Source organism: Paramesorhizobium deserti, assembly GCF_001558695.1.
GTDB classification, from domain to species: domain Bacteria; phylum Pseudomonadota; class Alphaproteobacteria; order Rhizobiales; family Rhizobiaceae; genus Paramesorhizobium; species Paramesorhizobium deserti.
The window spans coordinates 245,615-259,201 of the sequence record NZ_LNTU01000039.1 but is presented as its reverse complement, the minus strand read 5'-3'; the positions used below and the strand labels follow the sequence as shown (position 1 = coordinate 259,201).

Below are 13,587 nucleotides of genomic sequence, written 5' to 3'. Positions count from 1 at the left end.
AACAGCGCTCCAATGGCACCGCTGTCCCGTGTGGGTGCGAGCCAATGAGGTTTCCATGAAGCTCCGTCTCAAGCGTGTCTATGAGCCCCCGGCGGAAGGCGATGGTCTGCGCGTGCTCGTCGACCGTTTGTGGCCGCGAGGCCTCAAGAAAGCGGATGCCGCGATCGATCTGTGGCTGAAGGAAATCGCCCCGACATCTTCTTTGCGCAAATGGTTCGGACACGACCCGGAGAAGTGGGCAGAATTCCGCCGCCGCTACGAAATCGAGTTGGAAGAGCGTCGCAACGACCTGGATACTTTGCGTGAGCGCGGCGGCGCAGGCTGCGTAACACTTCTCTATGGAGCCAAGGACGAGCAGCACAACCAGGCCGTGGTGCTGAAGGCGTTTCTGGAGAAGGATCAAACCTGAACGGCGATTTCAGGCGTCGGTCGCCACCAAGGTCCAGGCATCGGTGACGACCGGGACCCCGGGGTATCGGCAGTTGGCAGTTGTTTTCTCTGGTTGTTCACGCGCCGGCATGTGCTGTGCGGACTCTGGATATAAATCACAAAAAGATCAATTGCCTATACACAAAGAATTATATATGTATAAATTTGGCAATTTAAGTTTATATTCCATATTTTTCGTCTTTTTCATTCAGAAATTCTTTGTTGTCAAATAACAATTTAAAAAAGCGATAGTCGATCAATGTTGTGATTATCCGGCGACAGGGTTGCATATTGCTATCGTTGGCGTGGCTGTCGGGCTGGCGCTGATCACTGGCGTGCCGATTGGAATAGCCATTAGTCAGAATCGACGCGCCGCGGCTGTGATACTTTACGCCGCCTCGATGATGATCACAATTCCCTCGGTTGCATTGTTCGGTATCACGATCCCAATCCTGTCGCTTATCGGTCACGGCATTGGCTACGTGCCGGCTGTGATCGCGGTGTTGCTCTATTCGCAGCTTCCAATTATCCGAAACACCTATACGGCGATCTCCAATGTGGACCCGGCGCTACGTGAAGCGGCGCGGGAGATTGCCGATCCAACATCACGATCAGGTTCGCAAGCAGTGCGGTTCTCGGTGCAATACTGCTGACAAGGATATGTTCGTCAAATGTGTGCGCACCGCCGCCATCTGCTCCAAGTCCGTCGAGTGTTGGGACGCCGAGTGCCGCGGTGAAATTGCCGTCTGACCCGCCACCGGTTGTCATGCCGTTAAGTGGGATCCCTAGCATATGTGCAATCTTTGCCGCGTCAGCGAAAAGGGCACGGCTTTGCGCGCTTTGAATGAATGGTGGTCGAGTCAGATACGACTTTATCTCGAAGGTGATATCCGGATCTTCCGGAGCCATTGCATTGATGTTCGCAAATACTTCCTCAGCCGTTGCGATATCGGGAAGGCGCAGATCGATCTGCAGCCGGCATTCCGCCGGCACGGTATTGCGTCCTGTTCCACCCTCAATCGTTCCGACTGTCACTGTGACACCCCGAACAGGATCGTTCAATGCATCGAGTGCCAGCACCAACCGAGCTGCGGCGCGTATGGCAGAGCGGCCGTCAGCCGGGCGTACCCCCGCATGGGCGGCACGACCACGGACAATGATGTCGCATATACCGACGCCCTTTCGCGCTGTGACGATCTTGCCTCCGTCGCGGGCGGGTTCGACTACCAGCGCATAGGCCGCCTTCTTCGCGTATTCCTCAATGACAGGCCGTGAGCTCTTCGATCCGACCTCTTCGTCAGGCACAATCAGCAAGTCAACGGCACAGTTGCACCCAGCCCACGTTGCCAGTTTCATTGCCTCCAGGGCCATCAGCACACCGGATTTCATGTCGTAGATTCCGGGGCCGTAAAGCCTGTCCCCCTCCTGACGCAACGGGAGCTTTTCAGCGAGCGTCCCCGTTGCGTGAACGGTGTCGATGTGGGCCAGGATCAATATCCTGTCAGCATCGGCAACATCCGGAAAAGACGAACGAATGGCAAGAATGTCGCCAAAGCCCATTGTGCCGGGCTTCCGCTCCACTGCGAAGCCTGCCTGCGCGGCCAGCATCTCAACACGGTTCCCCAGGCGATTGACCGCAGCCGCGTCGCAGCTCGGTGTTTCCATCTCGACCCAGAGCCGCAGTTCATCGAGAAGTGAATTAAGATCGAATTCGTCCATCTGGATTGGGAGTTTCATGATCTTGACTCGTCCCCGGATGCCGGCAGAAGTTCGATCAACACGGCAGTCGAGGCATTCACCTTCTCGCGGCTATAAGCCAGCGGCACGAATTCGCCCCTGGACCATGGCCCAGCGAGATCCCGGTAATGCGGCGAGCGTGGATCGCCCGATTGTCCGGGAGCGTTGATACAAACGCTGTTGTCCCAGTCACCGACATCCATTACGAGCCGCACCGAAGCGCCGGCGCTGACGCCGAAATCGCTGATCCGGTAGCCGGCGTGCATAGGTGTCGAGCGGCTGCCGCCGAGCGGCAGCGGTCCGACATCCCACTCGGCCATCCCTTTGGTGTTGATGCGGCTCGTCGCGTGCTCGAAGAGCGCCTTGTGAAGGCTGCCCCATCGCCAAGCCGCTGGATTAGTACCGAACCGCTTTTCGCAATCGGCAAAGCCGGCGGAAAGCGTTGTGAGCAGCATGCTGTCCCGCTCGGCTTCCTTCCAATTTGAGCCGGGTTCGGACAGCAAGGACAGCATGCGGTCGACATCGCCCGGCAGAAGCAGTTGGCGTACAGACGGGTTTGGCGCGAATTTCGCGAGCAGCGCCGGCCGCAGATGTTTCGTCCACCAGACCTCGAAGAGCGCTGCCGGAGCACTTCCCACCCCTAGCTGGTAGTCCCAGCCATTGAAAAGGACGAGCGTCAGCTTTTGTGTTTCGTCAAGAGGATGACGAACGGCCACCTTTTCCAGCACATCGCAGATCACCGAGGCGGGCCGCGAATAGGTATCCGTCTGCAACGCCATTGAGCCCTTCAGCGTATGTTTCGGATCGGCGGCAAGCACGGACCTGATTCGCTTGGCACGACTGATCTCGGCCCATTCATGACCGATCGACGGGGCTTTCGGATCTCTATCGGCGGGCAGGTTCATCTCGTTGGCGGAGGCGACGAAACCTTCGGCCGGATTGTATTTACGGGGCAACTGGTCGGCAGGCAGGAAGCCCTCCCATTCATGACTGCCATGGCCAGGGACTGGCAAAAGGCCTTCCCAATTGCGCCGCACCGGCGTGAAGCCGGCAGTAAACCAGCCGATATTGCCATCGACATCGGCGCTGACATGGTTGACCGAAGGCGTACCCCAGTGGGAAAGCGTGTCGCAGAAAGCCTTCACCGACGTGCTGCGCATATAGGACAAGCTGCCCAGATAGGCGGCAGAACCCGACGAGAGCCAGACGGAACGCATGGCAATGATCTGCTTCTTCTTCGGGTTCTCGTGCAGAATTGGCCCGTGGCGCGTGAAGGAGAGTGTCAAAGTCTGGTCGGCAAAGCCCCTGACCACGAACCGCTCTTCGATGCGGCTGATCTTCTCCCAGCCGTCGCCATAACGATAGCAATCCGGATCACCGTCTCTTGTCTCGTAGACATAAACGTCTTCCTGGTCGGCACCGAAGATTGTGAGCCCGAAGGCGACTTTCTCATTGTGGCCGAGCGAAATACCGGGCGCGGTCGGTTCACCGGTGCCGATGGCATTGAGTCCGGGCGCTTGGAGATGCACGAGATAACGCAGCGACGGCACTGCGTGTGCCCGATGAGGATCGCTTGCCAGGATGGGCCGACCGGTCTCGGTGCGTGAACCATGCACAGCCCAGTTGTTTGAGCCTTCCTCCGTTACGCGCAGGATGATGTCGCCCAGATCGGTGACCTCGGTCCATTTCCAGACGTCGTCGAGGGTGGCGTCAAGCCGGGCCTTGTCGAACGTCACTGGTGCCGTCGCGAGCTTGAAGAGGCAGGTCGCCTCAAGCGGGATGTCGGCGAGGGCAATGCCTTCGGCCGGGTGTATCTCCGTCGGTGGATCAATCTCGCAACGCAGCAGGTCGGTCTCGGCATCGGCTAGCGCCATGATGTTGGCGCGCAGAATTTCCGACAGGCCGTTGCGGGTCAGCGCGTGGCTGCGGATACGCACTACATCGGATGGCTGCCAGCGGGCCGGCTTGGTGCCGAACATCGCAAATTCCGGCGGCAGGCGGGAGGGTTCGGCCTCGCAAAGGGCGATATAGGCATTGATTCCGGCGGCGAAGGCGGTGCAGATCGCCTCAGTATCAGGTGCGTAAGCTGTCCATTCCGGCGCCATGTCGCCGCGGTAGAGGAAGTGGCGGGCTGCATGATCCTGCGCCAGGTAACCCGGACCGAAGTCTGCCGCCAGAAGCCCGAGGCCGCGCTTGCGCCAAAGGTCGAGCTGCCACAGCCGGTCGCGAGCGGCGTTGAAGCCCTGCACGAAGAACAAGTCCTTTTCGCTCGCCGCCTTGATATGCGGGATGCCCCAGCAGTCAATACGGATTTCCGCCCCGGCCTCAAGGCCAGCCAGCTGGAGAGTTTCAGTCGTCGGGGTATCGGTCATGGCAATTTCTCAAGCATGATGGCAGGCGACGCGTGCGCCGTCGGCACGCGGCGTCAGTTCCGGGCGTTCTCTGGAGCAGATCTCGGTAGCCAATGGGCAGCGCGTGTGGAAGGCGCAACCGGAGGGGATATTTGCCGGGCTCGGCAGTTCGCCGCTGAGGATAAGCCGTTCCTTCGATCGCTGTACGACGGGATCAGCTTCCGGCACCGCCGACATCAGCGCCTTGGTATAGGGGTGCTTCGGATTGGCGAAAAATGTATCCCGGTCCGCCATCTCCACGAAGCGGCCGAGATACATGACCACGACGCGGTCGCAAATATGACGAACCACACCAAGGTCATGCGAGACGAAGAGATAGGAGACGCCGGTGCGCTTCTGCAGCGCCACAAGCAGATTCAGGATCTGTGCCCTGACCGAGACGTCAAGCGCCGAGACTGGCTCGTCGCAAATGACGAGATCGGGCTCGAGCGCGAGCGCGCGGGCGATGACAATGCGCTGGCGCTGGCCGCCGGAAAACTGGTGTGGATAACGATCCGCATGTTCCGCCCTCAAGCCCACTTGCTGCAGGAGCGTCGCGACCCGTGCTTTCAGTTCCTTGCCGCTTGCAACGCCGCGGACGATCATCGGTTCGGCAATCGTCGCACCCACCGTCGAACGTGGATCAAGCGACAAAGCCGGATCCTGGAAGATCATCTGCACCTTGCGGCGGATATCATTAAGCTTCTTCTTGCCAGCTCCGACGACTTCCTCTCCGTTGATCCTGACGCTGCCGGAAGCCGGCGCTTGCAGGCCGACGATCGTATTGGATAGCGTGGACTTGCCGCAGCCGGATTCGCCGACCAGTGCCACAGTCTCGGCATGGCCGATACGGAGATCGACACCATTGACCGCTTTCACCACCGGACCGGTGCCGGAAAGAAGACCACTGCGGCCACCGAAATGTACCGCGACGTCGCGGATTTCGAGAACGTTCTTCGTCCCGTTCATGTCGCCACCTTGCGGATTTCGGCCAAGCGGTCGATATGCCAGCAGGCGGAACGGTGCCCGTTGCCGCAATCGACCAGCGACGGTTGTTCCAAGCGACATTTGTCGGTGGCGAGCGGACAGCGATCGGCAAAACGACAGCCGACGCCGAATTCGCTTGGGTTCGGCACCATTCCCTCGATCGTCGCAAGGTCCGCCTTCGGTGCGTCATCGAGTTTCGGCACGCTGGCCAGAAGCAGCGCCGTGTAAGGATGTTTCGGCTCGCGGAAGAGCGCATGCACCGGCGCGATCTCGGCGATCCGGCCGGCATACATGACCGCTACGTCGTCAGCAATGTCGGCGACTACGCCCATGTCATGGGTGATCAGCACGATCGCCGTGCCACGTTCGGCGACCAGCTTTTTCATCAGATCAAGGATCTGCGCCTGGATCGTCACATCGAGCGCGGTCGTCGGTTCGTCGGCGATGAGCACGCGAGGGCCGCAGATCAGTGCGATCGAGATCATGATGCGTTGGCACATGCCACCCGACAGCTCGAAGGGATATTGATACATCCGCCGGCCGGGATCGGGGATGCCGACATCAACCAGCATCTGCCGCGCCTTTTCAAAAGCCTCGGTTTTCGAGACGCCGTGATGGACACGGTAGGCTTCGGCGATCTGCTCACCCACTGTCGTCAGCGGATCAAGTGAGGCACTCGGCTCCTGAAAGATAATCGAGATATCCTTACCACGCACTTTGCGAAACCGACGCTCGGATATGACCGCCAGATCGACGTTTTCCAGCATGATCCGACCTTCGGTACGGCGCGCGGCAGGTGGCAGCAGGCCGAGCATGGCATAGGAGGTTAACGATTTGCCGCAGCCGGACTCGCCCACGAGCGCTATCACTTTGCCTGGCGCCACGGTGAAGGACACCTCATCAACGACATGTGCGCCGGCGATATCGATGGTAAGCCGGTCGACGGAAAGCAGCGGATTTGCGGCAACGTCCATTCCGTTCTCCTCAGCCGGCATCGGCCGCCCGCGGGGGACGCTTGTAGTTGCCGATCGAATTGCCGCCGTCGACGGAAAGAACCGCACCGGTGATGAAGGCGGCCTTCTCCGAACACAGATAAGCGATTGCGCCCGGCGCATCCTCCGGACCGCTGGAGCGTCCGAGCGGAATGTTCTTCAGCATGTTGGCGACGTATTCATCGGAAAGCTCGCTCACTTCGCTGCCCGGTGCGAAGCCCGGTTCGACGACGTTGACGCGGATGCCGTATTCGGCAAGCTCCATAGCGAATCCTTTGGACAGCCGCTCGATGGCTGTCTTCGATGTGCAATATGGCACGGAATTCTGGTTCATCTTGCGCGCCGCGCCCGACGAGATGTTGATGATGGAGCCCTTTTTTCCTTCCGCAATCATCAGTTTGGCCATTTCGCGCGACAGCACGAAGGGCGCGCGAAGATTGACGCCGAAGACGCGATCCCAGTCGGAAAACTCCATCTCGAGCAGGCTGAAGCGGGTATAGATGCCAGCGTTATTGACAAGGATGTCTGGCGCCTTCCATTCGCGGCGTATGAGATCGACCAATTCCAGCATTGAGGTGTCTCTTGTCAGCTCGGTGGCGTGCAGCAGGACTTTCGAACGGTCAAGGCCGAGTTCCGCTACCGCCTTTTCCAGCCCGTCCATGCGGATGTCGCTCAGGCAGAGTCTCGCGCCTTCCCTGGCGAAATAGGCGGCGATCCAGCAGCCGAAGATCCCGGCTGCACCAGTGATGATGATGGTCTTGTTTTCGAATTCCATTTTGAAAACCTCAGCGCGAACGGGAACGAGGGTCAAACTGGTCCCGCAACCAGTCGCCAAGCACGTTGACGGAAAAGACGAGCAGGAAAAGACAGGTTCCGGGAAAAGCGACGATCCACCATGCCCGCTCGAGATATTGGCGGCCGACGCTCATGATGGAACCCCAGCTGGCCGCTGGCGGCTGAATTCCGAGCCCCAGGAAGGAAAGCCCCGCCTCCATCAGGATCATGAGGCCAAATTCCGCGGTCGCAACGATCAGGATCGGACCGGCAATATTCGGCAAAACATGATGGAAGAGGATGCGCGCAGCACCTGCTCCAGCGAGTTCCGATGCCTTGATGAACGGAAGGTTCGAGATCTGCAGCGTCTGCGCATAGGCAACACGGGTGTAACGCGGCCAGCGCGTGAGACCGAGCACCAACACCAGGTTCAGGAAGCCCGGACCGAGGACGGCGACAGTAAGCACTGCCAGAAGGATGGCGGGAATCGACATCATGATGTCGACGAGGCGCATGACAATGATCTCGATCTTGCCGCGAAACCAGCCGGCGACCATGCCGAGCGTCACGCCAACCAGTGTCGAGACGACGACGGACAGAACCGCAACCGAGAGCGACACGCCTGCACCGTGAATGGTGCGGGACAGGAGATCACGTCCGAGATCATCGGTGCCAAGCCAATAGGTGACACCGCGCAGTTCGAAGCCCGGTGGCTTGAGACGCGCAAGCAGGGTCTGCTTATTCGGATCGGCGGGTGCGATCCAGGGTGCGAAGATCGCCAGAAGCACGACCATCAGGAAGATGATCGATACGAAGGCGACCGAAAGGGGAACCCGGCGAAGGCGGACGCCCAGAGCGGGGAGGGCTGTGTGCACGGCAGTCTCCTCAACGAACCAGACGTATTCGGGGGTCGACGAGCGCGTAGACAAAGTCGGCCAGCACGCTGGTCAGTACGTAGACGAACGAAATCAAAAGCACGATGACCTGAACGATCATGAAGTCGCGCGACTGAATGGACTGGATCGCAAGCTGTCCTATACCCGGCCAGGCGAACACGGTTTCGATGATGACAGCACCGGCGAGCAGGTTGCCGATTTCGAGCGCCGCGATGGTAATGACCGGGATCGCGGCGTTGCGCAGCACGTGGCGCACCACGACCGATCCCAGGGACAGGCCGCGAGCGCGTCCGGCTCGGACATAATCCTTGCCAAGTTCGTCGATGATCGAGATGCGGGTCATGCGTGCGAAGGTCGACATGGAAAGAGCACCAAGGGCGATTGAAGGCATGATCAGTGCGGAAAATTCTCCGGAGCCGGACGTTGGCAGCCAGCGCAGTGTCACACCGAAGATGAAAATGAGTAGAATGCCTGAGAGAAAGGTCGGCACGCTCTGGCCTGTCACGACGATGGCCGTCAGGATGCGTTCGATCACACTACCACGCATTGTCGCCATGACGATGCCGGCGGGAATGCCGAAACCGATTGCAACCACAAGCGCTCCAGCGGCGAGCTGGATTGTATAGGGCAGCCGCGATGCGACGATGTCGAGAGCTGGCACGCGCTGGACCACCGAGACGCCAAAATCCAGGTGGAGCAGCCCATACAGATAATCCAGATACTGCACCCAGACCGGCCGATCGAAGCCGAGTTGGTGGCGCAATTCGGCAATCATCTCTGCCGATGCATCCTGGGGAACCAAAAGCAAGGTCGGATCCCCCGAGAGATGCATGACAATGAAGACGATCGTGAGTACACCGAACATCGCGACGAATGCCTGTATCAGACGTTGGGCGGCGTAATTCAACATGATCGCCCTCCCTGACTTTATTGTTGCCAGCTCATATCCATGACGAACATGGCCTCGTTGGCGGACGGCTCCCACTTCAAGTTCTTGGCTGCGCCATAAAGCGCGTACACCTGATACAGTCCGAGACCGGGGACATCTTCGCGGAGGATCTCATAGGCCTGCGCATAGAGTTGCTTGCGCTTTTCGTCGTCGAGAATAGAACGTGCCTCGTCGACCAGGACATCATACTTCTTGTTTTTGTACTTGGCCCAGATGCTGCCACTACGGAACAGCGGATATATGATCCCGTCCGCATCCTGGCAGGCACAAGACCATGCACCGAAGGCAAGGCTGCCGGCATTCTCGGCATCGCCCTGTCGGCGCTTCAAAAAGGTAGCCTGATCGCTCGATGAGATCTCAACATTGAGGCCGACTTCGTTCAGCATCTGCTGGATAGCCTCAACGAGAGCACGGCTGTAGGACGGCGAGGTCAGGAACTCTACCGCTGCTCCTTCCGCACCAGCTTCCTTGATCAGTTCTGCAGCCTTTTCAGGATCATATGGGTAGCCTTTCACTTCCTCTGTGAAACCGAAGATCGGCTTTGCGCCGACGATATTAACCGGAGCACCGTGGCCTTCGAGCAGGGCATCGACGAGCCCCTGTTTGTCGATCGCATAGGCGATGGCCTGGCGGACGCGTATATCCTTGGTTGGGCCGGCTTCGGCATTGAGGTAGAGATAGCCCACACGTTCGGTCGGGACGGACAGAAGCTGGGTGTTGGGATCGTTCTCGATGCTGGATGCCTGATCCGGTGGCAAGTCGCGGACTAGATCCGCCTTGCCGGTCTTCAAGTCGGCAATGCGCGTGGAAACATCCGGTACCGCGCGGAATACAACATTTTCAAAAGGTGGCCGGCCGCGCCAGTAGTTGTCGTAGGCCTCAAGACTTGTCTCGACACCTTTCTTCCACTCGGCAAGCTTGTAGGGACCGCTGCCCATGGGCTTGAGATTGAACTCCTGATCACCGACCTTCTCGACATATGCCTTGGGAACGATAGACAGCTTCACCAACTGGGCGAGCAGTGCGGGATAGGCGGACTTCGTCGTCACTTTCACCGTCGTCGGATCAACAGCTTCGGCCGTATCTATCTGATCGAACTGAGAAAGCTGCGGGCTTTTCAGGGTAGGATCAATGATGCGGTTGATCGAAAAGGCAACATCTTCCGCAGTCAGTTTTGAACCATCCTGGAATGTGACGTCGTCGCGGATCCTGAACGTGATGGTGGTGTCGTTCTCGTAGTCCCATTCGGTCGCGATCTGGGGAATGATCTTGCCGGAAACGTCACGAGTGAGAAGGTTATCGAAGATGTTGCGGTAGACGGTGTAGCTGTCGGTGTTCCACTGCAGATGCGGGTCGAGTGTAGCCGCATCGTTGGGCAGATCGATCGTCAGCGTATTCTTTGGCTGTGCGAACGCGGCTGATGTCATCAGCGTAATTACGACGGCGGCGATTGATGCAAGTCTTGTTCTCATGTCTTCACCCTCTTTTTTTATTGGTTGTCGAACTTCATTGACCTCATGTGCCGGTGGGTTGTGCGGCGGCAACAAGGCCGCATTCCTGGGCGCAGTAGCGCGCCAAATCGGCATGTGTGCAGAACCAGACATCCCCCTTCGACTGGGCAAGCCGGATGATTTCCTCAAGAATGAAGATTCGCGAGCGGTGGCCGATATGATGGGGATGCATGGTGAGTTGGAATAGCCCTCCTTCCTCCCATGCAATCTCCAGTTCCCGGGCGAAAATATCGCAGACCATTGACGGGGCGCCGTAAGGCCGCGCAGCGGCCATCCGGTCCATCGCGAAATAAGGCGCGTCGTCCCTGATCCACTCGACCGGGATTTCGACAATGCCAGTCGGCTCGCAGTCCTCCAGAAGCTCATACGGCTCCTCATCCGCCATCAGGGAGGAATCATATAGCAGTCCCATTTCGCGGGCGATTTTTAGCGTGTATGGGCTGAAGTCCCACGACGCGGTGCGCATCCCGACCGGGCGGATGCCGGATAGCTTCTCGAGCACATCGGATGCTCGCAGCGCCAGTTCACGTTCGGTTTCTTCGTCGAGGCCGGAATTGAACTCGTGGATCCAGCTATGGATGCCGATCTCGTGGCCAGCAGAAATGATGGCCTTCAATTCTTCCGGATTTATCATCGCTGAGACGGCCGGCATGAAGAAAGACGCCGGCACGGAAAATTTTTCCAGAAGTCGCAGGATGCGCGGAATGCCAGAGCGGGCGCCGTACTGACCTTGGCTAAGACGGCCAATCGAGTTTCCCCCATTCTTCAATTCGAGGGTCTCGTGATCCGAGTCAAAGGAAATGGCAACCGCCATCCTTGCGTCGTTTTTCCAACGTGCCGGTTTCAGGGTACGTCCGGCTCTGACCTTGTTTACCTTTTGGCGCCAGATCTCCTCGCTCCAGATCCAAGGCTGGTCAGGCTGTGTCGATGTAACGCCCATGGTGGCTCTCCCAATAATCAGAAGGCCCGCATTCCCCGCGAACCTGTTTCAATACCTTCAAAACATAACGAATGCGGCAAGCACCTGTGTCATGATCAACAGCAGTAGGCTCTCGAGGCCGATAACAAGGACCCCCTGAGATTCCGACGAGAACATCTGCCGAAAATCGCTGTCCACCTTTCATCATGGCGAAAGTCCGCTTTCCACCATCGGATTCATGGTTCTCCATTCGACACAGAGAATTCGACGATTGCTTCGACAAGGCAATCGAGGGTATCGAAAGCGCGGGCACCCGGTGCCACGGCCTCCGCGATGAGTGAAAACTCCGTGCAGCCGATTATCTGCGCTATCGCACCCTGGGCCAGCAGCTTTTCCGAAGCTTCAGTCAGTCCGGCCCTGGCTTCGTCGCTTGGTCCGACGGCCTTTATGTGACGGATGATCGACACCAGCGCAGCATCGTCATCAACGTAGACAGGGTGCAGTCCCGCTTCCGCGAGCGCGGGTTCGAACAATTTGATGAGACGCACGGCGGGTGAGGCAAGGATGCCGATCTTTCCACCCCTGTCAGCCAGTTTCCGTGCCCGAACGGCCGAAAGCTCTACCATATCAATCAACGGTACGGTCGAGGCGGCGCGGATAGCCGGAGCATAATGATGCGCAGTGTTGCAGGGCATTGCCAGCGCTTCTGCCCCGGCCGCCTGCAAGCGGCGCGCCATACCAGCCAGGACCGGGCCGGGGTCATCGCCGGTTCCATCGATTAAACGCTGCAATCTGGACGGAACCTGCGGGTTCTGATCCACGATCAGCGGGATATGATCGGCGTCGTCACGCGCCGGAACTGCGGCAAGCACCTTTTGCATGAGCAGCACGGTTGCCTCCGGTCCCATGCCTCCCAGAATGCCTACGCGACGAAGAACCATCGTTCACACATCTCTCTCAGCCGACCGTTGCCGTGGCAAGTGCTTTGGAAATGACGGCATCGTAGCCGAAGAGAGCCGCCGAGCCGCCGGTATGGAGAAAGACTACCTGTTCTCCCGCCTTGAATCGTCCCTTGCGGCAATAATCGATCAGGCCCGCCGCCGCCTTGCCAGAATACACCGGGTCAAGCAGAATACCCTCGAGCTTCGCAAATATCGCGATGGCCTCAAGTGTGTCCGGGCCCGGCACGCCATATCCAGCCCCAACGTAACTGCAGTCAGCAACAACATCATCCCGCTTGACAACCCCCGGGCAACCGAGCTTCTCCGCGGTGCGTTCGGCGAGGTTGAAGACGCTCTCCTCCTGCTTGTCCTTCGGTGCACGAACGCCCATACCTGACAGTGGAATCTGCGCATTGATCGCCTTAAGGCCTGTAATCAACCCGGCCTGAGTTCCCGCACTGCCGGTTGCCGTAACAAGGTGATCGATAATCAGACCCCGGTCGTTCGCCTGCCCAACCAATTCGTAAGCACAGTTCGCGTAGCCAAGAGCACCGGTGGGATTCGATCCCCCACCCGGAATGATATAGACATTGCGGCCTGTGGCTCGGAGCCTGTCTGCGACCATTTCCATCTCGGCCTGCATATCGCTGCCGCCAGGTCGTTTCTCAGTCGTTGCCCCGTGCAGGTGATCCAATAATACGTTGCCGTTGCTGTTGTAGTTTGGATCATTGGATCCGGTGCGATCCTCCAGCAGGATGTAGCAGGCGATTCCCAGCTTTGCCGCGAAGGCCGCCGTCTGGCGCGTGTGGTTCGACTGCGTTGCTCCCTGCGTGATGATCGTGTCTGCCCCCTGAGCCACGGCCTCGGCCATCAGGAACTCCAGTTTGCGCGTCTTGTTCCCTCCCGTGGAGAGCCCGGTGCAATCGTCACGTTTGATCCAGATATCCGGGCCGCCCAGTTCGCGCGACAGACGCTCCAATCGTTCCAGCGGCGTCGGCAGATGGGCCAGAAAAATGCGGGGAAACCGAGCTAGGTGCATAAGAAAGTGCCTCAAAAGTTGCG

General features: G+C 58.7%; 12 protein-coding genes and 1 pseudogene. 2 read left to right on the top strand and 11 right to left on the bottom strand.

What is annotated here, in order from left to right:
- Positions 1–55 precede the first annotated feature (55 nt).
- Both ATN84_RS23780 and ATN84_RS27920 read left to right on the top strand, forming a co-directional pair.
- Positions 56–409 (top strand): DUF488 domain-containing protein, encoded by a 354-nt coding sequence (locus ATN84_RS23780; protein WP_068884979.1) that lies wholly within the window; start codon positions 56–58, stop codon positions 407–409.
- Between the two features lie 325 nt (positions 410–734).
- Positions 735–956: pseudogene (locus ATN84_RS27920) on the top strand (choline ABC transporter permease); the annotation flags it as partial.
- On the opposite strand, the gene ATN84_RS23775 reads toward ATN84_RS27920, so the two are convergent.
- The 11 genes from ATN84_RS23775 to cuyA form a co-directional block, all read right to left on the bottom strand.
- Positions 955–2,166, bottom strand: a complete 1,212-nt coding sequence (locus tag ATN84_RS23775; RefSeq protein WP_082766460.1) for a M20 family metallopeptidase — start codon at positions 2,164–2,166, stop codon at positions 955–957. The pseudogene ATN84_RS27920 and the gene ATN84_RS23775 overlap by 2 nt on opposite strands.
- On the bottom strand, positions 2,163–4,538 hold the full coding sequence (locus tag ATN84_RS23770) for a penicillin acylase family protein (protein WP_068884978.1): 2,376 nt from the start codon (positions 4,536–4,538) through the stop codon (positions 2,163–2,165). The genes ATN84_RS23775 and ATN84_RS23770 overlap by 4 nt, the downstream gene beginning before the upstream one ends.
- 9 nt (positions 4,539–4,547) lie before the next feature.
- The gene (locus tag ATN84_RS23765; RefSeq protein WP_068884977.1) at positions 4,548–5,525 is read right to left on the bottom strand and encodes an ABC transporter ATP-binding protein; all 978 of its coding nucleotides are present in this window, start codon (positions 5,523–5,525) and stop codon (positions 4,548–4,550) included.
- Positions 5,522–6,517: an ABC transporter ATP-binding protein gene (locus ATN84_RS23760; RefSeq protein ID WP_068884976.1), complete on the bottom strand. Its 996-nt coding sequence runs from the start codon at positions 6,515–6,517 to the stop codon at positions 5,522–5,524. Before ATN84_RS23760 ends, ATN84_RS23765 begins: the two co-directional genes overlap by 4 nt.
- 10 nt (positions 6,518–6,527) lie before the next feature.
- Positions 6,528–7,310, bottom strand: a complete 783-nt coding sequence (locus ATN84_RS23755; protein WP_068884975.1) for an SDR family NAD(P)-dependent oxidoreductase — start codon at positions 7,308–7,310, stop codon at positions 6,528–6,530.
- 10 nt (positions 7,311–7,320) lie between these two features.
- Positions 7,321–8,184, bottom strand: coding sequence for an ABC transporter permease (locus ATN84_RS23750; RefSeq protein ID WP_068884974.1), 864 nt, complete (start codon positions 8,182–8,184; stop codon positions 7,321–7,323).
- Positions 8,185–8,194: 10 nt separating this feature from the next.
- Entirely contained in the window at positions 8,195–9,115 is a 921-nt protein-coding gene (locus tag ATN84_RS23745; RefSeq protein ID WP_068884973.1) for an ABC transporter permease, read from the bottom strand.
- Positions 9,116–9,132: 17 nt separating this feature from the next.
- Complete coding sequence (locus ATN84_RS23740) at positions 9,133–10,701, bottom strand: ABC transporter substrate-binding protein (protein WP_244491190.1); 1,569 nt, start codon at positions 10,699–10,701, stop codon at positions 9,133–9,135.
- Entirely contained in the window at positions 10,670–11,605 is a 936-nt protein-coding gene (locus tag ATN84_RS23735) for a polysaccharide deacetylase family protein (protein WP_068884971.1), read from the bottom strand. Before ATN84_RS23735 ends, ATN84_RS23740 begins: the two co-directional genes overlap by 32 nt.
- A gap of 215 nt (positions 11,606–11,820) precedes the next feature.
- The gene (cuyB, locus tag ATN84_RS23730; protein ID WP_068884970.1) at positions 11,821–12,525 is read right to left on the bottom strand and encodes a cysteate racemase; all 705 of its coding nucleotides are present in this window, start codon (positions 12,523–12,525) and stop codon (positions 11,821–11,823) included.
- 16 nt (positions 12,526–12,541) lie between these two features.
- On the bottom strand, positions 12,542–13,564 hold the full coding sequence (gene cuyA / locus ATN84_RS23725; protein ID WP_068885040.1) for a D-cysteate sulfo-lyase: 1,023 nt from the start codon (positions 13,562–13,564) through the stop codon (positions 12,542–12,544).
- Positions 13,565–13,587: the final 23 nt, after the last annotated feature.

Coding starts and splice junctions, on each gene's coding strand:
- ATN84_RS23775 (WP_082766460.1), bottom strand. CDS start 2,166: ATGAAACTCCCAATCCAGATGGACGAATTCGATCTTAATTCACTTCTC.
- ATN84_RS23770 (WP_068884978.1), bottom strand. CDS start 4,538: ATGACCGATACCCCGACGACTGAAACTCTCCAGCTGGCTGGCCTTGAG.
- ATN84_RS23735 (WP_068884971.1), bottom strand. CDS start 11,605: ATGGGCGTTACATCGACACAGCCTGACCAGCCTTGGATCTGGAGCGAG.
- ATN84_RS23780 (WP_068884979.1), top strand. CDS start 56: ATGAAGCTCCGTCTCAAGCGTGTCTATGAGCCCCCGGCGGAAGGCGAT.
- ATN84_RS23745 (WP_068884973.1), bottom strand. CDS start 9,115: ATGTTGAATTACGCCGCCCAACGTCTGATACAGGCATTCGTCGCGATG.
- cuyA (WP_068885040.1), bottom strand. CDS start 13,564: ATGCACCTAGCTCGGTTTCCCCGCATTTTTCTGGCCCATCTGCCGACG.
- cuyB (WP_068884970.1), bottom strand. CDS start 12,525: ATGGTTCTTCGTCGCGTAGGCATTCTGGGAGGCATGGGACCGGAGGCA.
- ATN84_RS23760 (WP_068884976.1), bottom strand. CDS start 6,517: ATGGACGTTGCCGCAAATCCGCTGCTTTCCGTCGACCGGCTTACCATC.
- ATN84_RS23755 (WP_068884975.1), bottom strand. CDS start 7,310: ATGGAATTCGAAAACAAGACCATCATCATCACTGGTGCAGCCGGGATC.
- ATN84_RS23765 (WP_068884977.1), bottom strand. CDS start 5,525: ATGAACGGGACGAAGAACGTTCTCGAAATCCGCGACGTCGCGGTACAT.